Source organism: Devosia sp. Soil_C_22 (assembly GCF_057657195.1).
In genome coordinates, this window is record NZ_JBDGIY010000001.1 from 674,832 (window position 1) to 696,064 (window position 21,233).

21 protein-coding genes are annotated in these 21,233 nt (G+C 65.3%); 15 read left to right on the plus strand and 6 right to left on the minus strand.

Going from position 1 to position 21,233, the window contains the following annotated elements; genetic code table 11:
- The first annotated feature begins 56 nt into the window (after window positions 1–56).
- Window positions 57–977: a VOC family protein gene (locus AC3A6I_RS03185; RefSeq protein ID WP_487541736.1), complete on the plus strand. Its 921-nt coding sequence runs from the start codon at window positions 57–59 to the stop codon at window positions 975–977.
- A 124-nt stretch (window positions 978–1,101) separates the two neighbouring features.
- Here the strand turns inward: AC3A6I_RS03185 and AC3A6I_RS03190 are convergent, their stop codons facing one another.
- Window positions 1,102–2,142 (minus strand): threonine aldolase family protein, encoded by a 1,041-nt coding sequence (locus tag AC3A6I_RS03190; RefSeq protein WP_487541737.1) that lies wholly within the window; start codon window positions 2,140–2,142, stop codon window positions 1,102–1,104.
- Window positions 2,143–2,241: 99 nt separating this feature from the next.
- On the opposite strand from AC3A6I_RS03190, the gene AC3A6I_RS03195 reads away from it, so the two are divergent.
- Entirely contained in the window at window positions 2,242–3,243 is a 1,002-nt protein-coding gene (locus AC3A6I_RS03195; protein WP_487541738.1) for a zinc-binding alcohol dehydrogenase family protein, read from the plus strand.
- 315 nt (window positions 3,244–3,558) lie between these two features.
- Here AC3A6I_RS03195 and AC3A6I_RS03200 read toward each other — a convergent pair whose 3' ends face one another.
- Window positions 3,559–4,254, minus strand: a complete 696-nt coding sequence (locus AC3A6I_RS03200; RefSeq protein ID WP_487541739.1) for an alpha/beta hydrolase — start codon at window positions 4,252–4,254, stop codon at window positions 3,559–3,561.
- A 184-nt stretch (window positions 4,255–4,438) separates the two neighbouring features.
- Here AC3A6I_RS03200 and AC3A6I_RS03205 point away from each other — a divergent pair, with 184 nt between their 5' ends.
- Window positions 4,439–5,347 (plus strand): helix-turn-helix domain-containing protein, encoded by a 909-nt coding sequence (locus AC3A6I_RS03205; RefSeq protein ID WP_487541740.1) that lies wholly within the window; start codon window positions 4,439–4,441, stop codon window positions 5,345–5,347.
- 7 nt (window positions 5,348–5,354) lie between these two features.
- On the opposite strand, the gene AC3A6I_RS03210 is transcribed toward AC3A6I_RS03205, so the two are convergent.
- Window positions 5,355–5,648 (minus strand): hypothetical protein, encoded by a 294-nt coding sequence (locus AC3A6I_RS03210; RefSeq protein WP_487541741.1) that lies wholly within the window; start codon window positions 5,646–5,648, stop codon window positions 5,355–5,357.
- Between the two features lie 97 nt (window positions 5,649–5,745).
- On the opposite strand from AC3A6I_RS03210, the gene AC3A6I_RS03215 reads away from it, so the two are divergent.
- The 3 genes from AC3A6I_RS03215 to AC3A6I_RS03225 all read left to right on the plus strand — a co-directional run bounded on the left by AC3A6I_RS03215 (window position 5,746) and on the right by AC3A6I_RS03225 (window position 7,718).
- On the plus strand, window positions 5,746–6,291 hold the full coding sequence (locus AC3A6I_RS03215; RefSeq protein WP_487541742.1) for a DUF924 family protein: 546 nt from the start codon (window positions 5,746–5,748) through the stop codon (window positions 6,289–6,291).
- On the plus strand, window positions 6,291–6,914 hold the full coding sequence (locus AC3A6I_RS03220; RefSeq protein WP_487541743.1) for a LysE family translocator: 624 nt from the start codon (window positions 6,291–6,293) through the stop codon (window positions 6,912–6,914). Before AC3A6I_RS03215 ends, AC3A6I_RS03220 begins: the two co-directional genes overlap by 1 nt.
- Before the next feature lie 195 nt (window positions 6,915–7,109).
- Window positions 7,110–7,718: an outer membrane protein gene (locus AC3A6I_RS03225; RefSeq protein WP_487541744.1), complete on the plus strand. Its 609-nt coding sequence runs from the start codon at window positions 7,110–7,112 to the stop codon at window positions 7,716–7,718.
- A gap of 139 nt (window positions 7,719–7,857) precedes the next feature.
- Here AC3A6I_RS03225 and AC3A6I_RS03230 read toward each other — a convergent pair whose 3' ends face one another.
- Complete coding sequence (locus tag AC3A6I_RS03230; RefSeq protein WP_487541745.1) at window positions 7,858–8,775, minus strand: sugar kinase; 918 nt, start codon at window positions 8,773–8,775, stop codon at window positions 7,858–7,860.
- Window positions 8,776–8,898: 123 nt separating this feature from the next.
- Between AC3A6I_RS03230 and AC3A6I_RS03235 the strand changes: the two genes are divergently transcribed.
- Window positions 8,899–10,377 carry a mannitol dehydrogenase family protein gene (locus tag AC3A6I_RS03235; RefSeq protein ID WP_487541746.1) on the plus strand — a complete coding sequence of 493 codons (1,479 nt, stop codon included), beginning with the start codon at window positions 8,899–8,901 and terminating at the stop codon, window positions 10,375–10,377.
- Between the two features lie 84 nt (window positions 10,378–10,461).
- Here the strand turns inward: AC3A6I_RS03235 and AC3A6I_RS03240 are convergent, their stop codons facing one another.
- Together AC3A6I_RS03240 and ppk2 are read right to left on the minus strand one after the other, a co-directional pair.
- On the minus strand, window positions 10,462–11,214 hold the full coding sequence (locus tag AC3A6I_RS03240; RefSeq protein ID WP_487541747.1) for an N-formylglutamate amidohydrolase: 753 nt from the start codon (window positions 11,212–11,214) through the stop codon (window positions 10,462–10,464).
- A 73-nt stretch (window positions 11,215–11,287) separates the two neighbouring features.
- On the minus strand, window positions 11,288–12,145 hold the full coding sequence (gene ppk2, locus AC3A6I_RS03245) for a polyphosphate kinase 2 (RefSeq protein WP_487541748.1): 858 nt from the start codon (window positions 12,143–12,145) through the stop codon (window positions 11,288–11,290).
- Window positions 12,146–12,237: 92 nt separating this feature from the next.
- On the opposite strand from ppk2, the gene AC3A6I_RS03250 reads away from it, so the two are divergent.
- From AC3A6I_RS03250 to AC3A6I_RS03285, 8 genes are all read left to right on the plus strand, one after another.
- Complete coding sequence (locus AC3A6I_RS03250) at window positions 12,238–13,518, plus strand: ATP-binding protein (protein ID WP_487541749.1); 1,281 nt, start codon at window positions 12,238–12,240, stop codon at window positions 13,516–13,518.
- 208 nt (window positions 13,519–13,726) lie between these two features.
- The gene (locus tag AC3A6I_RS03255; RefSeq protein ID WP_487541750.1) at window positions 13,727–14,749 is read left to right on the plus strand and encodes a substrate-binding domain-containing protein; all 1,023 of its coding nucleotides are present in this window, start codon (window positions 13,727–13,729) and stop codon (window positions 14,747–14,749) included.
- A 61-nt stretch (window positions 14,750–14,810) separates the two neighbouring features.
- Window positions 14,811–16,187: a phosphate ABC transporter permease subunit PstC gene (pstC, locus tag AC3A6I_RS03260; protein ID WP_487541751.1), complete on the plus strand. Its 1,377-nt coding sequence runs from the start codon at window positions 14,811–14,813 to the stop codon at window positions 16,185–16,187.
- Window positions 16,188–16,189: 2 nt separating this feature from the next.
- Entirely contained in the window at window positions 16,190–17,557 is a 1,368-nt protein-coding gene (gene pstA / locus AC3A6I_RS03265; protein ID WP_487541752.1) for a phosphate ABC transporter permease PstA, read from the plus strand.
- Between the two features lie 26 nt (window positions 17,558–17,583).
- Window positions 17,584–18,411, plus strand: a complete 828-nt coding sequence (pstB, locus tag AC3A6I_RS03270; RefSeq protein WP_487541753.1) for a phosphate ABC transporter ATP-binding protein PstB — start codon at window positions 17,584–17,586, stop codon at window positions 18,409–18,411.
- Window positions 18,412–18,429: 18 nt separating this feature from the next.
- A complete protein-coding gene (phoU, locus tag AC3A6I_RS03275) occupies window positions 18,430–19,134 on the plus strand; it encodes a phosphate signaling complex protein PhoU (RefSeq protein ID WP_487541754.1) in 705 nt (234 codons plus the stop codon).
- A gap of 35 nt (window positions 19,135–19,169) precedes the next feature.
- On the plus strand, window positions 19,170–19,871 hold the full coding sequence (gene phoB, locus AC3A6I_RS03280; RefSeq protein ID WP_487541755.1) for a phosphate regulon transcriptional regulator PhoB: 702 nt from the start codon (window positions 19,170–19,172) through the stop codon (window positions 19,869–19,871).
- Window positions 19,872–20,006: 135 nt separating this feature from the next.
- Window positions 20,007–21,230: an efflux RND transporter periplasmic adaptor subunit gene (locus tag AC3A6I_RS03285; RefSeq protein ID WP_487541756.1), complete on the plus strand. Its 1,224-nt coding sequence runs from the start codon at window positions 20,007–20,009 to the stop codon at window positions 21,228–21,230.
- The last annotated feature ends 3 nt before the right edge of the window (window positions 21,231–21,233 follow it).

Below are 21,233 nucleotides of genomic sequence, written 5' to 3' on the forward strand. Positions count from 1 at the left end.
CCAATGATCCGTCGCCCCCGTTGGCTCTATATCTAGGGTCAACACGAGGACCCAACATGATCACCGTCGAATCCCAGGCTGCTGTCCGCTCCGCCCCGGTTCTGCCGCTGACGACGAAGCTCGGCCCGGCACGTATCGCCGTCACCAACCACGACCAGGCCCTCTACATCTGGCGCGATGTCGTCGGCCTCGAACTGCTTTCGGAAGACGCCGAGGCCCTGCATCTCGGCGTTGCCGGAACCGAGCTGATCACCCTCGAGCTCGGCGCCACCCGCCCGTTCCCAGATCGCTCGCTCGGCCTCTATCACGTCGCCATCCACGTTCCCACGCGCAAGGCGCTGGCCGAGATGGCGGTGCGGGCGCTGATGCGCCGCGTCCGCATCTCGCCCACCGATCACCTCGTCTCCGAGGCCATCTACCTGTGGGACCACGACAATAACGGCATCGAGATCACCTTCGAAACGCCCGAGCGCGGCACTATCGGCGATGGCGAGGACGGCTTTTACGTCAAGACCGTCGACGGCTCGCCGCACTCCGGCCGTGAGGCTATCGACGTCGACGACCTGCTCGCCGAGCTCGACGACATCAACGCCGTACCGCCCCTGATGCCCGCCGGCACCCGCATCGGCCACATCCACCTGCACGTGAACGACCTCGAACTCGCCATGCGCTTTTATCGCGACGGCATCGGCTTTGGCGGCCTGTTCATCATGCGCCGCTTCGGCATGGGCGATCTCGGGCTCGACTACCCGCCGCACACCATCGCCTTCAACATCTGGTCCGGCCCCAACGCCGCCCAGGCGCCAAAAGGCTCGGCTGGCCTCCGCTGGTTCCACATCGTCGTCCCCGATGCCGCCGCGCTCGACGCCGTTCGTGTCCGGCTCAAGGCGATCGGCGCGAGCTACACTGACACTAACACCGGCCTCGATGTCCGCGACCCGGCCGACAATCTGGTGAAAGTAGTGGTGGCCCCCTGATCCTCCCCTGCGCAGCGGGGGAGGGGGACCGCCGCAGGCGGTGGAGGGGGCGGCCACAATCGCTGTTCCAAATCGAGACTCGATGTCATCCCCGCGAAAGCGGGGATCTCTGTTTGGGGTGTGCCTAAAGCAGCCCCAAGAACCGCTCCACCTCATCCCCCGTCGTCGCCCAGCTCGTCACCAGCCGCACCAGATCCTCATCCGGCCGCAATGCCTGCTCCGTCGCCTCCGCCGGCCACTCATACAGCGTACCGCCCGCTGCCCGCACCCGCGCTATCGCCGCCTTGGGCACTATCGCGAACACCTCGTTCGCCTCGCTTTCCCAGCCCAGCCGCGCCGGCTCGTTGCCGCGCAAGCCGGCCCGCAACTGCTCGGCCCGCGCATTGGCGTGCCCGGCCCAGCGCAGCCAGTTGCCGTCGCTGAGATAGGCCTCGAACTGCGCCGCCACGAACCGCGATTTGCTGAACGTATGCCCCGCCCGCTGCCGCCGCGCCGCCATGTGCTTCAGCTTGTCGGGCGAAAACACCACGATCGCCTCGGCCGCCCAGCAGCCATTCTTGGTGCCGCCGAAGCTGAGAAAATCCACCCCCGCCTTCCACGTCAGCTCCGCCGGCTTCGCGCCCGTCGCCGCCACGGCATTGCCGAACCGCGCGCCATCCATGTGCACGGCCAGCCCGCGTTCCCGCGCCATCCCGGCCAGCAGCCGCACCTCGTCCGGGCCGTACACCGTGCCGAGCTCGGTCGCATTGGTGAGGCTCAATCCCACCGGCACGCCATAGCGGTTGCCTTCCGGATAGCGCCCCATCACCTCGGCCAGCGCCTCGGCGGACATCCGCCCGGCCACCTGCGGCACCGTCACCAGCTTCATACCCTGGGTCTGGAACTCGGTGGCGCCCCACTCGTCGGTCGCGATATGCGCCTCGCCCGAGCAGAAGATCAGCCCGCCCGGCTGGCTCAGCCCCGCGAGCCCCAGCGAGTTCGACGCCGTCCCGGTCGCGGTGAACCAGATCTCCACCGGCGTCTCGAACACCTCGGCGAACAGCTCCGTCACCCGCTTGGTCAGCGCGTCATTGCCGTAGGCCGGCGCCGCCCCGTCATTGGCCCGGCTCAGCGCCGCCATCACCTCGGGCGTCGCCCCGGCCCAGTTATCGCTCGCAAAATTCACTGAAATGCATCCCGACTAAAGATGCGAGCCTTCTAGCGCGCGCCCCGCTTGTGGTGAAGCCGCGCCCCGCTATGATCCGGCGCAAAAGGGGAAACCATCATGCGAGCCATATCCTGCGTCGCGCCCAATGAGTTGGCACTGATCGACATCGAGCGTCCCGAGCTCAAGCCCGGCTGGGTCCGAGTTGCCATCCGCCACATCGGCATCTGCGGCACCGACTACCACATCTTCGAGGGCAACTTTCCCTACTTCGAATACCCGCGCGTCATAGGCCACGAGCTGAGCGGCACGGTCGTCGATCCCAACGGATCGAGCCTCAAGGCCGGCGAGAACGTCGTTATCAACCCCTATCTCAACTGCGGCACCTGCCCAGCCTGCCTGGAGGGCAAGACCAATTGCTGCGAGACGCTGAAGGTGATCGGCGTCCACGCCCCCGGCGGCATGGCCGAGGAGATCGTCATGCCGGCCGGCAATCTCTATCCGGCCGGTGACCTCAACATCCGCGACGCCGCCATGGTCGAGTTCCTCGCCATCGGCGCCCACGCCATCAGCCGCACAGGCGAGCTCAAGCCCGGCTCGCGCGCGCTGGTCGTCGGCTCCGGCCCCATCGGGCTCGGTGTCGCCTTCTTCGCCAAGATCGCCGGCGCCGACGTCACTGTGATCGACGCCGCGCCCGACAAGATCGAAGCGACCCGCGCGCTCGGTTTCACCACCTTCTCGGTTGACGATCTCGAGGGCGCCGAGTTCGCCGCGCGGAAGCAGACCGGCTTCGATGCCGTGCTCGATTCCACCGGCTCGATCAGGGCGATGAACGCTTCGCTGTTCCACACCCGCAATGGCGGCGCCTACACCCTGGTCGGTGTCATCAAGGGCGACCTCGTCTTCCCCGATAGCGAAGTGCACCGCCGCGAGCTCACCATCCGCGCCTCGCGGAACGCCCAGAAGGCCGATTTCGAGCACGTCATGGCCTCGATGCGGGCCGGCAAAATCCCGACGGACCGCCTCGCCACCCAGTCGACCAGCCTCGACGATGTCCCCAAGAACATGCCCATCTGGGCCCACGACCGCACCGGCGTCATCAAGGCGATCGTCACGGTTTGACACCGGCCTCGCCGCGATCCTCCCCTGCGAAGCGGGGGAGGGGGACCAGCGAAGCTGGTGGAGGGGGCGGCCACAAGCTCGGTGCCTGCCACCCCCTCTCTGCTGCGACTAACTCGCTACGCTCGTAAGTCTCGCCTCTCCCCCGCCGAGGGGAGAGGGTGCGCCTCACATCCACCGTGCTTGCGGTGAGCTTCTCCCCCTAGGCGGGGGAGAAAGCGAAAACTCAGGTTTGGCCCTTCGCCAAGCCTTAGTTTTCGCAAGAGAGGGGGTCGCCGCGAGCAGTGGAGGGCGCGTCCACCCCCTCCACCCCAATCCTTACTTCGCCGCAGCCTTCGCCGCCGTCTCGATCAGTGCCGCCGTAGCCGCCGCCTGCGCGATGAACGCCAGATGCCCGCCCTCGACTTCCTCGATCGTCGCGCCCGCACGCCCGGCCATCTGCTGCTGGGCCGCCGGCGGGATCACCAGGTCGCCCTTGGCCAGCTGATACCAGCTGGGCTTGTCCTTCCAGGCCGCGACGGTCAGCGGCGTCGAGCCGCCGGCCAGCGAGATCGGCACCTGGCTGTCCCGCATGAACTCGGCATCGGCCGTCGGCAGGGCGTCGGCGAAGCCCGGCACATAGGCCTGCTCGTTGAAGAACGCGAAGCCGTCGGCGCCGATATCGAACGGCGGCGGATGCGCTGGGTCCTGCGGAATCAGCCCGAACGGCGATTCTCCCACATCCGGCACGAAGGCCGCGACGTAGACCAGCCCAACCACCTTCTCGTGGTCGCCCGCCTCGGAAATCACCGCGTCGCCATAGGAATGGCCGACGAGGATCGACGGGCCGTCCATGCGGTTGAGCACCCGGTCGGTCGCCGCCACGTCGTCTTCCAGCGAGGTCAGCGGGTTCTGCACCATGCGGACATTGTAGCCGTCCGCCTTGAGGATTTCGTAGATCGGGCGCCAGCCCGAGCCGTCGGCCCACGCGCCGTGCACCAGCACGATATTCTTGACGCCGATATCCTGTGACATCGCGTGACTGCCTCCTGCCAGTATTGCGGCGCCTGCCGCCACGGCCATTGCAATAGTTTTGAGCATTCCCAATGCGGCACTCCTTTCGCGTCCATTTGCGGATGGCACCTTGCCTGCTTGGCCGCGTCACGCGATTGTACGTGCAGCGGGTTATTGTACGAACGCAACATTGCGGATGGCGAAGATGACCGTAGCGGAGACCGTCGGCGCCGAACGGACCCCACCCTTCGTCAAGCTGATCCGGCAGGGGCGGCTGCTTGCCGTGCATGCCCGCAACCTCGCCGCGGCGCCGGTCTATACCGTACCCAGCTTCGGGGTGGGTGATGCCTTCATCGCCGCGGTGCAGCTCATGCCGGTCGAGGCCGAGATGTGGCGCAATGGCCGTTCCTTCGGCCGCCAGTGCCTGCCAGAGGGCGGGCTGCAGCTCTTCGACCTGCGCCACCTGTGGCGCGCTGTGATCCATCCGCCTTATGAGACGGTGAACCTGCGCGTGCCGCTCGAGCTGCTGTCCGAAGCGGCCGGCACCGACATGCGCAGCCTGGTCTTCGATCCCCGGCCGGTCATGGCCACCCGCACCGATCCGATCATGCTCAGCCTCGCGCGGGCGCTTGTTCCGGCGTTCTCGAGCTCATCGGAAATCAGCGCGCAATTCGCCGAGCAGGTTCTTCGCGCCGCCGCCACGCACCTCGTCGGCGCCTATGGCGTCGCCGGCCTGAACCCCACGCTCGATCGGCCCAATGCCGGGCTGGCGCTCTGGCAGCAGCGCCGCGCCACCCACATCCTGATGCAGCATATCGATCGCGACATGCCGCTGGCCGAACTCGCCGATAGCTGCGGCCTCTCGGTCGGGCATTTCTCCCGCGCTTTCCGCACCTCGTTCGGGCTACCGCCGCATCGCTGGCTGCTGCGCGAGCGGGTGCGCCACGCTGCCGACCTCATGTCGGGCACCGACCTGCCGATCGACCAGATCGCGGTAAGTTGCGGCTTCGTCGACCAGAGCCACCTGAGCCGCGTCTTCCGCCGTGTAATGGATATGCCGCCCGCCGCCTGGCGCCGGGCCCGTCGTTCCGAGGGCAGTGCCGTCGCTGGCTGAGCTGGCTTCAGCCCTTCCAGCCGATCTTGGGCGTCACGTCGAGCTCGATCTCTTCCATACCCAGCAGCCGCGCCACCACTTCGGGCGCGTCCTTCACCACATGGGTGCCCGACACCGTGTCGATCTTGGTATCGCGCAGGCCTTTGACTATCGCCACCACATGCTCGGGGTTGATGTAGAGGCTGCCTTCCGGCGTATCGAGCTTCACCAACCGCATCGCACTCTCCTGTTGCACGGGAGGGGCATAACTCACGCCGCCACCCATGGTGACATCCTGCACGCGCCATGGGAAAGGAAGCATGAAGGCCTTCCTTCCTGATCCTCCCCTGCGAAGCGGGGGAGGGGGACCAGCGAAGCTGGTGGAGGGGGCGGCCGCAAACGCAAGGCTTGCTCGTCCCATGCACACCGCCGATGACATCATAAACTTCTGGTTCGTCGATCACGGCCGCGAGCACTGGTTCGGCGGCGGCCCCGATTTCGACGCCGAGCTGACCGCAAAGTTCGCTGACACGCATGCCGCCGTCGCCCGCGGCGAAGCCTGGACTTGGCGCACCACCCCGCACGGCCGCCTCGCCGAAATCGTCGTCCTCGATCAGTTCTCGCGGCAGATCCATCGCGGCGCCGCCAAGGCCTTCGCGCAGGACGCCATGGCCCTCGCCCTCGCGCAGGAAGCGGTCTATGCCGGCCTCGATCAGCGGTTGACCCCGATGCCCGAGCGCATGTTCCTCTACATGCCGTTCCAGCACTCGGAATCCCTCGTCATCCACGAGGAGGCCATGCGCCTGTTCACCTCGCTCGAGAACGAGGAAATCCTCGCCTACGAAACCGCCCACCGCGACCTGCTCCGCCGCTTCGGCCGCTACCCGCGCCGCAACGCCGCCCTCGGCCGCGCCTCGACGCCCGAGGAAATCGAATACATCAACAGCGACGAGGGCCATTGGTGATGGATCACTTCATCCCGCTTTTCGCCATTCTCGGCGCGCTGCTGCTCGGCGCCATCAGCCCCGGCCCGAGCTTCGTCTTCGTCGTCCGCACCGCCGTCGCCCAGTCGCGCCGCGAAGGCCTCGCCGCCGCCCTCGGCATGGGCGTCGGCGCCATGCTCTATGGTGCACTCGCCGTGCTCGGCCTCCGCACCCTCATGCAGGATGGTGGCCTCCTGTTCACCGCGCTGAAGATCGCCGGCGGGCTCTACCTCGTCTATCTCGCCTGGAAGATCTGGAGCCACGCCGCCGAGCCGATCACGGTCACCACTGGTGCAGACGCCGCCGCAAAGCCCGGCCGCGCCTTCACCCTCGGCCTCCTCACCCAGCTTTCTAACCCCAAGATCGTCGCGGTGTTCGGCGCAGTCTTTGCCGCGCTGCTGCCGGCCAACCCCGAGCCCTGGCTCTACTGGGTCCTGCCGCCGCTGATCCTCCTGCAGGAAACCGCCTGGTACGCCATCGTCGCGCTCGCCTTTTCCGCCAGCCGCCCCCGCGCCATCTACCTCGGCGCCAAAGCCTGGGTCGACCGTGCCGCCGCCGCCTTCATCGGCATATTGGGCGTGCGACTGATCATCGAGGCGCGGTAGCCACCTCCTGATCCTCCCCTGCGAAGCGGGGGAGGGGGACCGCCGTAGGCGGTGGAGCGGGCGGCCACGAGCACCGTGCTCAGCATCAATTTTCACGACCGGAGCCGCGAGAAAGCCCAGGCCCCACGGGCGCAATACGCGAATGGTTAACAATTCCATGCTAACCAAAGCCTCGCGATTCTTTTGGAGGCTCCTTTGCGCAATATCGCTCTCGCCCTGCTGGCCACGACGGCCCTCGGCTTCACCTCGTCGGCTTTTGCTGCCGATCTCATCATCGATACCCCGGTCGAGCCCGGCATCGTCGACGTTTCCGGCAACTGGGAAGGCGTCTATGTCGGCGTTTTCACCGGCTACCAGGCCGGTGAACTGACCAGCGACTCGCTGGTCGTCGATGGCGTTGAGCTGTCGGGCTGGATGCTCGGCGTCACCGCCGGCGCGGATTTCGCCATCACCGACGGCGTCATCGCCGGCGTGGCCGCCGACATCGCCTGGAACGATGTCAGCGCCGATGGCTTTGACTACTCCTCAGGCTGGAACGGCTCCGTCCGTGGCCGCCTCGGCTTCGATGCCGGCTCCTTCCTGCCCTACCTGACGGCCGGTGTGGCCTTCGCCGGTGGGGAGTTCGACGGCGTCGAGAACACCCATTTCGGTTGGACGGCAGGCGCCGGCGTCGAGTTCGCCGTCACCGAGGACGTGTCGATTGACCTGCAGTACCGCTATACCGACTACGCCGAGGAGACCTACACGGTCGACGCCGGCGCCACTGCGCACTCGGTCAGCGTCGGCCTCAACTGGCGCTTCTGATCGCCGCCGGCTCTAGTTTGCAACGGGCATCGGCGGGCAGTTCGCTGCCGATGCCATCCGACCGAGTGTCGTTGGATCAGACTGCGGGTTGGGCCACGATCCAATCCACGAGTACTTGCAGTCGCGGATCGATGCGCACCTAAACTCCCCGCACCAGCGCCGGATCGACCAGCGCGCCCTTGTGCCCGATCACCACGCCCGCCACCTTGTGCCCGCGCGCCGCGGCGTCCACCGGCGAGAGCCCGCGTGCCCGGCCGCTCAGATACCCACCGTTGAACGAGTCGCCCGCGCCGGTCGCGTCCACGACCTTCTCAGCCTTGGTCGCGCCGACATACTCGCGCACCCCGTCTGCGGTCGCGACGAATGCCGGCTTGGCCCCATCCTTGGCCACCACTTCGCGCGCACCCAGGGCCAGGTAACGCTCCGCCGTCGCTTCCGGCGAGGCGTCGCCGAACACCGGCGCTTCGTCCGTATGTGTAGGCAGGACGATATCGGCGATCGAGGCCGCCGCCGTCAGCGTCGAAGCCATGATCTTTTGCGACGTCCACAGCGCCGGCCTGAGGTTGGTGTCGAACACCACGGTTGCGCCGGCATCGCGCGCCTTGACGATCGTCCGCATCAGCTTGCCGCGCGCCCGCGGTGCGAGGATCGCCATGCTGATGCCCGAGAAATACACCGTATCCGCACCGACCACCGCTGCCTCGAGCGCCTCGACGTCGTCCGCGAGTTGCTTCGCGGCTGACTGTCCACGCCAGTAGGTGAAGTGCCGGTCGCCCTTTTCCTGGTGGATCATGTAGAGGCCCGGCCGCCGGTTGGCGATCGTCTGGATGCGGTCGGTGCCGATCCCTGCCTTGCCCATGAATTCGTGCATCTGGCCCGAATACATGTCGTCGCCCAGCGCCGTCACATAGTCGACCTGCCAGTCCTCGGGCAGCAGCGCCTTGGCGTACCAGGCCGTGTTGAGTGTGTCGCCGGCATAGCCGAGGCGATACATGCCGCCTTCGCCGCCACTCATTTCGATCATGGCTTCGCCGATGCTCACGAACCGCTTGGTCACTGGCTTCCCCTCAACTGCTCGCACGCTTATGCCGGGCTTAGACGAACCGCGCAACCGGGTGGTATGGCAGTTCGGCTAGCGCTTCTGTATGAACGGGGCGCCTGTGTTGAGGAGGAAGTATCCATGCCGCGCCTGTCCACGTCGCAACTGCGTTCAGCGGTCGTTAATGAGCTGTCAGTTTCGATCCCCGACTACGACAGGGGCACTGTCACACCCGGCATCGTCCATCTCGGCATCGGCGCCTTTCACCGCGCCCACATGGCCGCCTATGTCGATGATCTGCTGAAGCAAAATCCGAGCTGGGGCATCATAGGCGCCTCGCTCCGCCGCCCGGATACCCGCGACGCACTGCAGCCGCAGGATTTCCTCTACACCCTCGCCATCCGCGACGCCTCGGGCACCAAGTGCCGCGTCATCGGCTCCATCCTGGATGTGCTCGATGCCAACACGCAGCGCGCCCAACTCATTGAAACCATGGCGGATCCGGCCATCCGCATCGTCTCGCTGACCGTCACCGAGAAGGGCTATTGCCACGATCCCTCGACCGGTGAGCTCGACGAGAAGCATCCCGACATCGTCCACGACCTCGCCCACCCCAACGAGCCGATCAGCGCGCCCGGCATCATCGTCGCCGCGCTCGACCTGCGCCGCCGTCGCGGACTTGTCCCCTTCACCGTGATGAGCTGCGATAATCTGCCGTCCAATGGCAAGACGGCGGGTCGCATCGTCCGCCGCTTCGCCGAAATCGTGGGGGGCGATACGGAACTTACGAAATACGTTCAATCCGTAAGTTTCCCCTCGACCATGATCGACCGCATCGTGCCCGCCACGACCGATACGGATCGTGAAATCATCAAGGAAATCAGCGGCCTGGAAGACGCCTGGCCGATCATGACCGAGCCCTTCACCCAATGGGTGATCGAGGATCACTTCCCCGCCGGCCGGCCGCCCTTCGAAACCGTCGGCGCCCAGGTAGTGGAGGACGTGGAGCCTTTCGAGCTGATGAAGCTCCGCATGCTCAACGGCTCGCACTCCACCATGAGCTATCTCGGCTACCTGTCAGGCTACCAATACGTCAACGAGGCCATCGCTGATGTCGGAATCCATAAGCTAATTCATGGGCTTATGACCGAGGAGGTGATGCCGACCCTGCCCATGGCCCGCGCCGATCTCGAAGCCTACCGCGACCAGCTCCTCGCCCGCTTCGCCAACCCGGCGCTGAAGCACCGCACCTGGCAGATCGCCATGGACGGCACCCAGAAGCTGCCGCAGCGCCTGCTCGGCACCATCCGCGACCGCCTCGAAAAAGGCCAGTCGATCCAACGCCTTGCCCTCGGCGTCGCGGCCTGGATGCGCTACGTCACCGGTATCGATGAAGCCGGCAACCCCATCGACGTCAAGGACCCGCACGCCGCCCGCCTGCGCCAGGCCGCCGATGCCGCCGGTCGCGATGCGGAGACGCTCGCCAACGGCCTGCTGGCCATGCAGGAGGTCTTCGGCACCGACCTGCCGTCCAACCCGGCTTTCACTGGTCCGGTCGTCAACCACCTGAAATCGCTGCTGGAAAACGGCGCCAGGGCCACGGCTGCGGCGATCGGCTGACGTCGCGACGCGGATTTATCCCCGCGTTCCGGACCTGGTGTAGAATCCGCGCGGCGCAAACGTAGGAGCGTGCACCTCAGCAGATCAGGCTGCCTGCTTGCTCCGAGCGTGGAGCGCGGCGGTAAGGCATCGGGCCAGCCGGTCGGCCCACCGAGCCACCCCGTCCGCCTCGAGAATCTCGTCATGCCGGATTTCGAGCATCGTCGCCTCGATGCCGCGGCCATCACCGTGGTGCTCGAGCGTGAAGGTAACGCCGTTGAGGGCCGAATAGGGCTGGTTCCAGCCGATGTCGAGCGATGGATCGTCAGCGGCGAGCGCGTCCCGCAGCGCCGCGGTGAAGCGATCGTCGCGTGCATGGATCAGCCCGATCGGCCATGGCCGAGGCACGTCCTTGTAGACCGGGGTGAACGAGTGCACCGTAACCAGGATTGCCGGCATTCCCTCCGCCTCGCGCCGATCCAGCGTCTCGGTCAACGCCTTGTGGAACGGCGCGTGGTAGCGGGCAATCCGGTCGCCCCGCTCGTTGTCGCCGATCCCGGCATTGCCGGGAATCTCGGTCCGTTCGGAGAAGGCGGGCATCAGGTCGGCCGCATCGTGGTCGCGGTTGCAGTCGACCACGAGCCGGCTCACCGTCGACGCCACCAGCGGTGCATCCAGCGCTTCCGCCAGCCGCACCGACACAGCGAAGGCGCCGGGGTCCCAGGCGATGTGCATCAGCCGCTGGTGCGGCGTCAGCCCCAGCCCGTCATATTCGTCGGGAATGCGGTTGGAGGCATGGTCGCAGGCGAGGACGAACGGCGAGCGCCCGTCGGCATTGATCACCAGAACCGGTGGCATCCCGCCTTGCTCGCTGTGCGCATCCTGACGATGTCCCGACATACCGCCCCCTGTATCTGCCCTCGTCCAGCGGCTAGAAGTCTTTGTTCGTCTTGAGAAAATTCTCGGCACTCATGGCGATCTTGCCGTCGATCTCGCCGATCAGCTTCTCATCCTTGCCGACATAGTCGAGCCCGTGCAGCACCGTGCGGATAATGGTAAGCCGCCCACGCGACTTGTCGTTGTTCAGCACCACGGTCCAGGGCGCATGCTTGCTGTCGGTCGCTTCCAGCATCCGGTCACGGGCCCTGCTGTAGTCGTCATATTTCTTCAGCGCTTCCAGGTCGACCGGCGACAGCTTCCAGATCTTCAGCGGATCGTGGCGGCGGTCATGGAAGCGCTTGAGCTGCATCTCTCGCCCGATCGCCAGCCAGAACTTGAACAGGTGCACTCCGTCGCGCACCAGCATCTTCTCGAAACTCGGCACTTCTTCGAGGAAGTCCTCGGTTTCCTCGGGCGTGCAGAACCCCATCACCGGCTCGACCCCGGCCCGGTTGTACCAGCTGCGGTCGAACAGCACCTGCTCGCCGGCCGCCGGCATCCAGTCGATGTAGCGCTGAAAATACCATTGCGTGCGCTCGCGGTCCGTCGGCTTGGGCAGTGCCACGGTCACATTGTAGCGCGGGTTGAGATTTTCGAGATAGGTGCGGATCGAGCCACCCTTGCCGGCCGCGTCACGGCCCTCGAACACGATGACGATGCGCTTGCCGGTCTTGGCCTGGTCCTGCTGCAACAGGGCCAGCTGCCGCTGCGCGGCCAGCATCTGGACGTCATATTCGTCATCGTCCAGCTTCTCGTCATACGGGAACCCACCGGACTCCAGCGCCTTCTTCTTGATCGACTTCGGAAGTTCCGGATTGTCGAGGTCGAAGGTCTCGAGCGCGGTTGTCATACTTGTCCTCCCCTTGTCATTACCGTGTCACAACCGTGCTATGAACACCCCGGTCTGGCAAGGCGTCGAATCATGGCGCTGAAGGAACCTTCATGGCCGACGAAGCACAGCGCGGAGCGTCCGAAGCGAGCTGGTTCGAGACATTGAGAGCGCGTCTCTATGGTCGCCTCCTGATGGTGCTTGCCGTCGGTCTCGTCTTCATGACGCTGGCCGGCCTGCATATCGTCGCGCCCTGGATCGCCGTCGTGGCCTACGCAGTGGTCGTGGCTATCGTAGCGATCGTGCCTGAGATATCGGATTCCGCCGCTGGCGCTCCACAAGCTGCCAAGCAGAGCGAACTCGCCTTCGCCGACGCCGTCCGCCACTTCGCCGACGCCCTACCGGATCCCTCGATCATCGTCGATCGGCGCAGCGTCATCGTCCATCTCAATGGCCCGGCTATGCGCCACTTTCCTGGCGTCACCATTGGCAACCCAATCGCCTTCACGCTGCGCTTTCCGCAGTTGCTCTCGGCCATCGAGACCGCGCGCCTGGGTGGTATCCAGACTATCCAGCTGCACCAGACGGTACCTACCGAGACCTGGTACCAGACCACCGTCGCGCCGTTGGCTGCGGAGGATCCCGCTAATGCGGGCATTCTGATCATCACGCTGCAGAGCCTCACCGAGGCCAAGCGCCTCGAATCCCTGCGCACTGACTTCATCGCCAATGCCAGCCACGAGTTGCGCACACCGCTCACCTCGCTGGTTGGCTTCATCGACACGCTGCTCGGCCCGGCCGCCAACGATAAGGAAGCGCGCGAGCGTTTCCTCGGCCTGATGCGCGGACAGGCCACCCGCATGGCCAAGCTGATCGAAGACCTGTTGTCCCTGAGCCGCATCGAAATGCGCCAGCACATGCGCCCAACCGCCCCGGTCGAGCTCGGCGGCCTGCTGCGCGAAGTCGCCGAGGGATTGCAGACGCTCGCCGAGGATTCCGACACCACGCTGAATGTCCAGATGCCCGAATCGCCGGTCACCGTGAGCGGCGACCGCGATGAGCTCTATGAGGTGTTCGAGAACCTCGTCGAAAATGCCATCAAATACGGCGCCGACGGCGATACCATCGACATCACGCTCTCGTCCGAGGCTGGCCGGACCGGCTTCGATGCCCTTGTTTCGGTGGTCGATCACGGCGTCGGCGTTGCGCCCGAACATGTACCCCGCCTCACCGAACGCTTCTACCGCGTCGATGCGGAGTCAAGTCGCAAGAAGAAGGGCACCGGCCTCGGCCTGGCCATCGTCAAGCACATCGTGACGCGCCATCACGGCCTGCTCTCGATCAAGAGCCAGCCGGGGCAGGGGACTCGTGTCGATGTGCTCCTACGAAAGTGACGGAAACTCCGTCGCACAATCCTATCCGCAATCGGCAATTCCCATTTAATCAAACGATATCAATCGGTTGCACTGTCACAAAACAGTAGCCTGACCGTCATAAAAGCTTTCGGCAACGACCCTAGGGTCCGACCGTCTTAGAGCAGGGGGCAAGAACGCCGACCTGCCGGCCGGGCTCAGACCCACAGTTTCCGAAAGGGAAGATTCCATGAAACTCGCACTTTACGCAGGCGTTGCCGCCCTCGCGCTCGCTGCCGGCGCCACCGGCGTACAGGCTCAGTCGCGCGATACCATCCAGATCGCCGGCTCCTCCACCGTTCTTCCGTTCGCCTCGATCGTCGCTGAGGAATTTGCGGCTGCATTCCCCGAGTTCAAGGCTCCGGTCGTCGGTTCGGGCGGCACGGGCGGCGGCCTGAAGCAGTTCTGCGAAGGCGTCGGCGACAACACAATCGACATCGCCAATGCTTCGCGCCAGATCAAGGACAGCGAACTCGAGGCTTGCACTGCCGCCGGTGTGACCGACGTGCGTGAAGTCCAGTTCGGCTACGACGGCATCGTGTTCGCCTCGTCCGCTTCGGGCCCGGATTTCGCCCTGACCCCCGCCCAGATCTACCAGGCCATCGCCGCCAAGGTTCCGGTTGACGGCGCTCTCGTCGACAACCCCTACACCAAGTGGAACCAGATCGACCCCTCGCTCCCGGACCAGAACATCTCGCTGGCCATCCCGGGCACCAACCACGGCACCCGTGAAGTCTTCCAGCTCGAAGTCGTCGACGCTGGCGCCGAGGAAGTCGGTCTGCCGGAAGGTCTGAGCGATGAAGAAAAGGTCGCTGCCACCACCACTTTCCGTCAGGACGTCGTGGTCGAGATCTCGGGCGATTACACTGAGACGCTGGCCCGCCTGTCCTCGAACCCCGACACCGTCGGCGTCTTCGGTCTGTCGTTCTACGATCAGAACAAGGATACCCTGAAGGTCGCGACCATCAACGGCGTCGTGCCGTCGAACGAGTCGGTTGCCGCCGGCGAGTACCCGGTTGGTCGTCCGCTGTTCTTCTACGTGAAGGGCCAGCACCTCGGCACCATCCCGGGCATCGAGGAATACGTGCAGTTCTTCCTGTCGGAAGCCATCTCGGGTGAGGGTGGTACGCTCGAAGCCGCCGGCCTGATCCCGCAGCCTGCCGACGTGACCGCTGCCCAGCTCGCCGCTTTCGAAGCTGGTCCGGCTCAGTGATCTGATCCTAGGGCCGCGCCTGAAGGCGCGGCCCACCTTTGTTTCCGCGGGGGCCTAACCAATGAATTCCCTTGTCATCGCTGGCTTGCTGCTGGTCCTGCTGGGGCTTGCCTACCAGTCGGGCTGGGCGCGTGGCCGCGGTCTCGCCACGGTCAATGGCGTCAAGGTTCATTCGCGTCCGCAATATCACGGCACCTATGTGGCCATCTGGGCGATGGTCCCGGCCCTGGTGATCCTAGGGCTCTGGGGTCTGTTCGGCGCCGGCATCACGCGCAACTACCTGTTGTCGCAGATTCCGGCCGACATCCTTCAGTCGCTCTCGGTCGATGACCTGCGCAACACCGTCAACCGCATCAGTTCGCTTGCGTCCGGTTACGGCGTCGTCGGCGAGGCTGTCCCCTACGAGCAGTCTGCGGGAGACGCGCTGCGCTCGTTCCAGACCTTCACCTTCCTAGGCGTGATCATTGCCGCTGGCGTCGCCGGCGTGTCGGCGCTGGTCTACGCCCGCAGCCGCATCAATGCCCGCCTCCGGGCCCGCAACTGGGTCGAGCGCGCGATCACCGTGGGGCTGATCGCCTGCTCCGCCGTGGCCATTTTGACCACCGTCGGCATCGTCGCTTCTCTGGTCGTCGAAGCGTTCCGCTTCTTCACCTTCATCAATCCGCTGGATTTCTTCTTCGGCACGGTCTGGAACCCCAACAATGCCGGCACCGACGGCAACTGGGGCAGCTACGGCCTCCTCCCGCTGCTCGCCGGCACGCTGATGATCACCGCCATCGCCATGCTGGTCGCGGTCCCCGTCGGCCTCATGGCCGCGATCTACCTGAGCCAGTACGCGCCGCGTCAGCTCCGTGCCGTGGCGAAGCCGATCATCGAAATTCTCGCGGGTATCCCAACCATCGTGTTCGGCTTCTTCGCCCTCGTGACGGTTGGCCCGTTCTTCCGTGACCTTGGCAACCTGCTCGGGCTGCAGATCAGCGCCACCAGCGCGCTGACAGCGGGTGTGGTCATGGGCATCATGATCATCCCGTTCGTGTCCTCGCTGTCGGACGATATCCTCAACCAGGTGCCGCGCACGCTGCGCGACGGCGCCTACGGCCTTGGCGCTACCAAGTCCGAGACCATCCGCAACGTGCTGATCCCGGCGGCGCTACCCGGCATCGTCGGCGCCTTCCTGCTGGCTGTCAGCCGCGCCGTCGGCGAAACCATGATCGTGGTGCTCGCGGCGGGCAATAGCCCGGTGCTCCGCGGCAATCCATTCGAGCCTGTCGCGACCATCACGGTGTCGATCGTCAATCAGCTCACCGGTGATACCGACTTCGCGGGCCCGCAGTCGCTGGTCGGCTTCGCACTGGGCCTGACCCTCTTCGTCGTCACCCTGTGCCTCAACATCTTCGCGCTCTACATCGTTCGGCGCTTCCGGGAGCAGTACGAATAATCATGACCGACACGTTCGCAACTCGGGGCATGGCGTCTTCCTCCGATCGCACCAGGCTCGTTCGCGCCAGCCTTCGCCGCCGTCACATGAACGAGGCGATCTTCCGAGGGCTGGGCCTTGCTGCCATCATCGTCGCGCTTGGCTTCGTCGCGCTGCTGTTCGTCGATGTGGTGCGCAAGGGTATTCCGGCCTTCACGCAGTCGAACCTGCACCTCGCTATCAACTTCGATCCCGAGTTGATCAAGGTGGATCCGGCGCCGGCGCGTGCCGACTTTCCGTCGGAAGCCGCCTACAACGCTGCCAGCCTCAAGTGGCAGCGCGCGGTTGCTTTGCTGAACTGGAACAAGGTGATCGAGGCTTCGCTGCGCGCCGCCGCGCCGGCCGGGTTCGAGATCGACAGCCGTGCGATCCTCACCATCGCCGAGACCGATGCCCGTCACGAGGCGCGCGAGCGCTTCGTCGCCGACCCTTCGCTGCTTGGTAAGACCGTCGAGATGGACTTCCTCGCCTCGGCCAACGCCGACAACTGGATCAAGGGTAACATCGACCGCTCGCTCGGCGATGCCCAGCAGCAACTCGCTGCTCCAGCCCGTGCGCTCATCGATCAGTTCGTCGCCAACGGCACCATCTCGAGCGGCTTTGCCTGGTCGATCCTGACCAATGTCGACAGTCGCGCCGCGCCTGCGTCGGCCGGTCTGCTTGGCGCCTTCGTCGGTACCCTGTGGATGATGCTGATCGTCATCCTGCTGGCCGTGCCGATTGGCGTTTGCGCCGCGATCTACCTCGAAGAGTTCGCACCCAAGTCGCGGCTGACCGACCTGATCGAGGTCAACATCAACAACCTCGCGGCTGTACCCTCCATCGTGTTTGGTCTGCTCGGCGCGGCGGTGTTCATCAACTACATGCACCTGCCGATCTCGGCCCCGATTGTCGGCGGTCTTGTGCTGACGCTGATGACGCTACCGACCATCATCATCGCTACCCGTGGCGCGCTGCTGGGCGTCTCGCCGGCCCTGCGCCAGGCGGCGCTCGGTCTCGGCGCCAGCAAGACACAGATGGTGTTTCATCACGTCCTGCCGGTCACCTTCCCCTCGATCCTGACGGCAACGATCCTGGGTGTGGCCCACGCGCTCGGCGAAACCGCGCCCCTGCTGCTTATCGGCATGAAGGCGTTCGTCGCCGCCGTCCCCGCCACCCCGCTCGATCAGGCGACCGCTCTGCCGGTGCAGATCTACCTGTGGCAGGGCAACGAGAACCGCAATTTCTTCGAACCGCGCACGGCCGCTGCGATTATGGTGCTTCTCGCCGTGATGATCGCACTTAACGGCGTCGCTATCTATCTTCGGTCGCGCCTCGAGCGCCGGGCATAGTTTCGGGTTCGCCCAGGAGGCTTCAAATGGACATGTTGGCAGGCAAGGTCAAAATGGAAAACGCTCAGATCGCCCCAGGTTCGGATGCGGTCAACCACCCGATCCGCGTCCAGGCGCGCGATGTCACCGTCCACTACGGCGCCAAGCAGGCCCTGTTCGGTGTGTCGATCGATATTCCCGATCGTGCTGTCACCGCGTTCATCGGGCCCTCGGGTTGCGGCAAGTCGACGTTCCTGCGCTGCATCAACCGCATGAACGACACGATCGAGGGTTGCGTTGTCGGCGGCAAGATCAGCCTCGACAATGACGACATCTACGATCCAAATCTCGACGTCGTGGAACTGCGTGCGCGCATCGGCATGGTGTTCCAGAAGCCCAATCCGTTCCCCAAGTCGATCTACGAGAACATCGCCTACGGCCCGAAGATCCACGGCCTCACCAAGTCCAAGGCCGAGCTCGACGAGATCGTCGTGACCTCGCTGCGCAAGGCAGGACTGTTCAACGAGGTGAAGGACCGTCTGCACGAGCCGGGCACCGGCCTCTCGGGCGGCCAGCAGCAGCGCCTCTGCATCGCCCGCGCCATCGCCGTGGGCCCTGAAGTCATCCTGATGGACGAGCCCTGCTCGGCCCTCGACCCGATCGCCACCGCAGTGATCGAGGAACTGATCGACGAACTGCGCGAGAACTACACCATTGTCATCGTGACGCACTCGATGCAGCAGGCCGCCCGCGTCAGTCAGAAGACCGCGTTCTTCCACCTCGGCAACCTGATCGAGGAAGGCAAGACCGAGGACATCTTCACCAACCCCAAGAACAAGCAGACGCAGGACTACATCACCGGCCGCATCGGCTGACCGGACGAGGATCGATCAATGTCTACGCTCAACGAGCATATCGTTACCTCTTACGAGGAAGAACTGACCAACCTTGCCAAGCTCATCTTCGAGATGGGCGGGCAGGTTGAAGTGGCCGTATCGAACGCCACCCGGGCGCTGCTGCGGCTGGACCACAGCCTGGCGCGCCAGACCATCGATGCCGACAAGGCCATCGATGAGATGCAGAAGAAGATCGACGAGATCGCCGTCTCGATGATCGCCCGCCGCCAGCCCATGGCGACGGACCTGCGCGCCATCATCACCTCGATCCACGTCGCCAACGATCTCGAGCGCGTCGGCGATATGGCCAAGACCATCTCGCGCCGCACGTTGCAGATAGACGGGCTCAGCCTCGCGCCGAAATTCTACAACGGCGTCAAGCACATGTCCGACCTGATCCTGCGCCAGCTCAAGGCGGCGCTCGATGCCTACGCGACGCGCAACAGCGCCGCCGCCGTCGAAGTGTGCAACTCCGACGAAGAGATCGATGCGCTCTACACCTCGCTGTTCCGCGAACTGCTCACCTACATGATGGAAGATCCGCGCAACATCACGCAGTGCACGCATCTGCTGTTCTGCTCCAAGAGCCTCGAGCGCGTCGGCGACCACGCCACCAACATTGCCGAGCACGCTTACTACCTCGAGACCGGCCGCCAGATCGGGACTGCCCCCGACCAGCACCGTACGCAGGTCAAAGAGTAAGTCTGACCGACGAATCCACGACGGAGTGACCGCCGATGTCTGCTACCATCCTCATCGTCGAGGACGAGGCCGATCTCGCAGTATTGCTGCGCTATAACCTTGAGGCGGAGGGCTTTCGCGTTGCGACGGCCGCCTCGGGCGATGAGGCTGTGGAACGCATCCGCGACGGCGTGCCGGACCTGATCCTGCTCGATTGGATGCTGCCTGGCCTCTCCGGCATCGAGCTCTGCCGCCGCTGGCGGGCCCGCGAGGAAACCGCGCGCACCCCGATCATCATGATCACGGCGCGCGGCGAGGAAGAAGAGCGGGTTCGCGGCCTTGCGACCGGCGCCGACGATTATGTCGTAAAGCCGTTCTCGATCCCGGAACTGCTGGCCCGCATCAATGCGCTGCTGCGCCGCTCGAGCCCCCAGCTCGTGACCGCCGTACTGAAGGCCGGCGATCTCGAGCTCGATCGGACCAGCCACCGTGTCCGTCGCGGCGGCCGCGAGGTGCACCTGGGGCCGACCGAGTATCGCCTGCTCGAGTATCTGATGCGCCATCCCGGCCGGGTGTACTCGCGCGAGCAACTGCTCGATGGCGTGTGGGGCAACGATGTCTATGTCGACGAGCGCACCGTAGACGTACATGTCGGGCGCCTTCGCAAGGCGATCAACCGCCACCGCGACGCCGACCCGATCCGTACCGTGCGTGGCGCCGGCTATGCCTTCGACGAGCGCTTTGCCGCGCTGAGCTGACGTTGCGGACAGGTTGGAGCGCCCAGCGTTTCCAACCTGTCCAAGATTTCACCCACCTTACCAAGCCCTAACACGACTTTCGCGCTCCGCCTTCCTATGTGTAGGGCGGGCGGATATGGGCATTGAGGTGAACGAATGAAGCGTTGGCTTGCTGCTATCGGTGTGCTCGCTGTCTTGGGCGCCGCAGGCGCCGGCTGGGTCGTATTCAGCGCCCCGGCCAAGGATGCCATTCCCGCCACCACTCCGGTGACCCGCGGCTCCGTGGAGGAGACCGTGCTGGCCTCGGGGGTCATCCAGGCAAGTTCGCTGGTCAGCGTCGGTGCCGAAGTGTCGGGCCGCATCAAGTCGCTGAACGTCGCGCTCGGCGACGATGTGAAGAGCGGCGACGTGATCGCCGAGATCGATTCGCTGAACCAGGAAAACGCGGTGAAGGTTGCCGAAGCGGCGCTTGCCAACATCTCGGCCCAGAAAGAGATCAAGGAAGCAAGCCTCGCGCAGGCTCGCGTGGCGCTGGCGCGAGCTGAAAAACTCAACCCGAACAAGCTGATATCGGACGCAGACTACCAGACCGCGCAACTTGCGGTGCAGACCGGGGAAGCGGAGCTCAAGTCGATCGACGCGCAGATCCAGCAGGCCGAGCTCAGCGTCGAGTCGGCCAAGCTCGATCTCGATCGCACCCGCATCGTCGCGCCCATGGACGGCACGGTAGTCGCCGTCGCGGTGGAAGTGGGGCAGTCGCTGAACGCCAACACCTCATCGCCGACCATCGTCAAGATCGCCAACCTCGACAAGATGGTGGTGAAGGCCGAGATCTCGGAAGCCGATGTACCGCGCGTGCAGCCCGGCCAGCAGGTCTACTTCACCATCCTGGGCGATCCCGATACGCGGATCGACGCCACGCTGCGCGCTGTCGAGCCGGCCCCGGAGTCGATCGCCTCCGAGAGCGACACCTCGAGCGCGTCGACCGCCGTCTACTATAACGGGCTGTTCGACGTGGAGAATCCGGACCACAAGCTGCGCATCTCGATGACCGCGCAGGTGACCATCGTGCTCGATGCAGCCGAGGATGTGCTGACCCTGCCGGCCTCGCTGCTGACCACCAGGGCCCGCGATGGTGGCTATGTGCTCGCCGTGTGGAACACGGCCGACGAGAGGGCCGAACCGCGGCAGGTGCAGGTCGGGCTCAACAACAAGGTGACCGCCGAGATCACGTCGGGCCTGGAGGAAGGCGATCTCGTCGTCGATGCGAGCGGCCTGCGTGTCCGGACGACCGGCGGTGGCGCCGGCCAGGGTGGGGGCCGCAACCTGCTTGGCGGCGGCGGGCCGCGGATCATGATGGGTCCGGGCGGCGGCGGTTGAGGG

Coding starts and splice junctions, on each gene's coding strand:
- AC3A6I_RS03210 (WP_487541741.1), bottom strand. CDS start 5,648: ATGCTTCCTTTCCCATGGCGCGTGCAGGATGTCACCATGGGTGGCGGC.
- AC3A6I_RS03285 (WP_487541756.1), top strand. CDS start 20,007: ATGAAGCGTTGGCTTGCTGCTATCGGTGTGCTCGCTGTCTTGGGCGCC.
- AC3A6I_RS03240 (WP_487541747.1), bottom strand. CDS start 11,214: ATGCCACCGGTTCTGGTGATCAATGCCGACGGGCGCTCGCCGTTCGTC.
- phoB (WP_487541755.1), top strand. CDS start 19,170: ATGTCTGCTACCATCCTCATCGTCGAGGACGAGGCCGATCTCGCAGTA.
- pstB (WP_487541753.1), top strand. CDS start 17,584: ATGGACATGTTGGCAGGCAAGGTCAAAATGGAAAACGCTCAGATCGCC.
- pstA (WP_487541752.1), top strand. CDS start 16,190: ATGACCGACACGTTCGCAACTCGGGGCATGGCGTCTTCCTCCGATCGC.
- AC3A6I_RS03215 (WP_487541742.1), top strand. CDS start 5,746: ATGCACACCGCCGATGACATCATAAACTTCTGGTTCGTCGATCACGGC.
- AC3A6I_RS03185 (WP_487541736.1), top strand. CDS start 57: ATGATCACCGTCGAATCCCAGGCTGCTGTCCGCTCCGCCCCGGTTCTG.
- AC3A6I_RS03200 (WP_487541739.1), bottom strand. CDS start 4,254: ATGTCACAGGATATCGGCGTCAAGAATATCGTGCTGGTGCACGGCGCG.
- pstC (WP_487541751.1), top strand. CDS start 14,811: ATGAATTCCCTTGTCATCGCTGGCTTGCTGCTGGTCCTGCTGGGGCTT.
- AC3A6I_RS03220 (WP_487541743.1), top strand. CDS start 6,291: ATGGATCACTTCATCCCGCTTTTCGCCATTCTCGGCGCGCTGCTGCTC.
- phoU (WP_487541754.1), top strand. CDS start 18,430: ATGTCTACGCTCAACGAGCATATCGTTACCTCTTACGAGGAAGAACTG.
- AC3A6I_RS03205 (WP_487541740.1), top strand. CDS start 4,439: ATGACCGTAGCGGAGACCGTCGGCGCCGAACGGACCCCACCCTTCGTC.
- AC3A6I_RS03250 (WP_487541749.1), top strand. CDS start 12,238: ATGGCCGACGAAGCACAGCGCGGAGCGTCCGAAGCGAGCTGGTTCGAG.
- AC3A6I_RS03195 (WP_487541738.1), top strand. CDS start 2,242: ATGCGAGCCATATCCTGCGTCGCGCCCAATGAGTTGGCACTGATCGAC.
- AC3A6I_RS03235 (WP_487541746.1), top strand. CDS start 8,899: ATGCCGCGCCTGTCCACGTCGCAACTGCGTTCAGCGGTCGTTAATGAG.
- ppk2 (WP_487541748.1), bottom strand. CDS start 12,145: ATGACAACCGCGCTCGAGACCTTCGACCTCGACAATCCGGAACTTCCG.
- AC3A6I_RS03255 (WP_487541750.1), top strand. CDS start 13,727: ATGAAACTCGCACTTTACGCAGGCGTTGCCGCCCTCGCGCTCGCTGCC.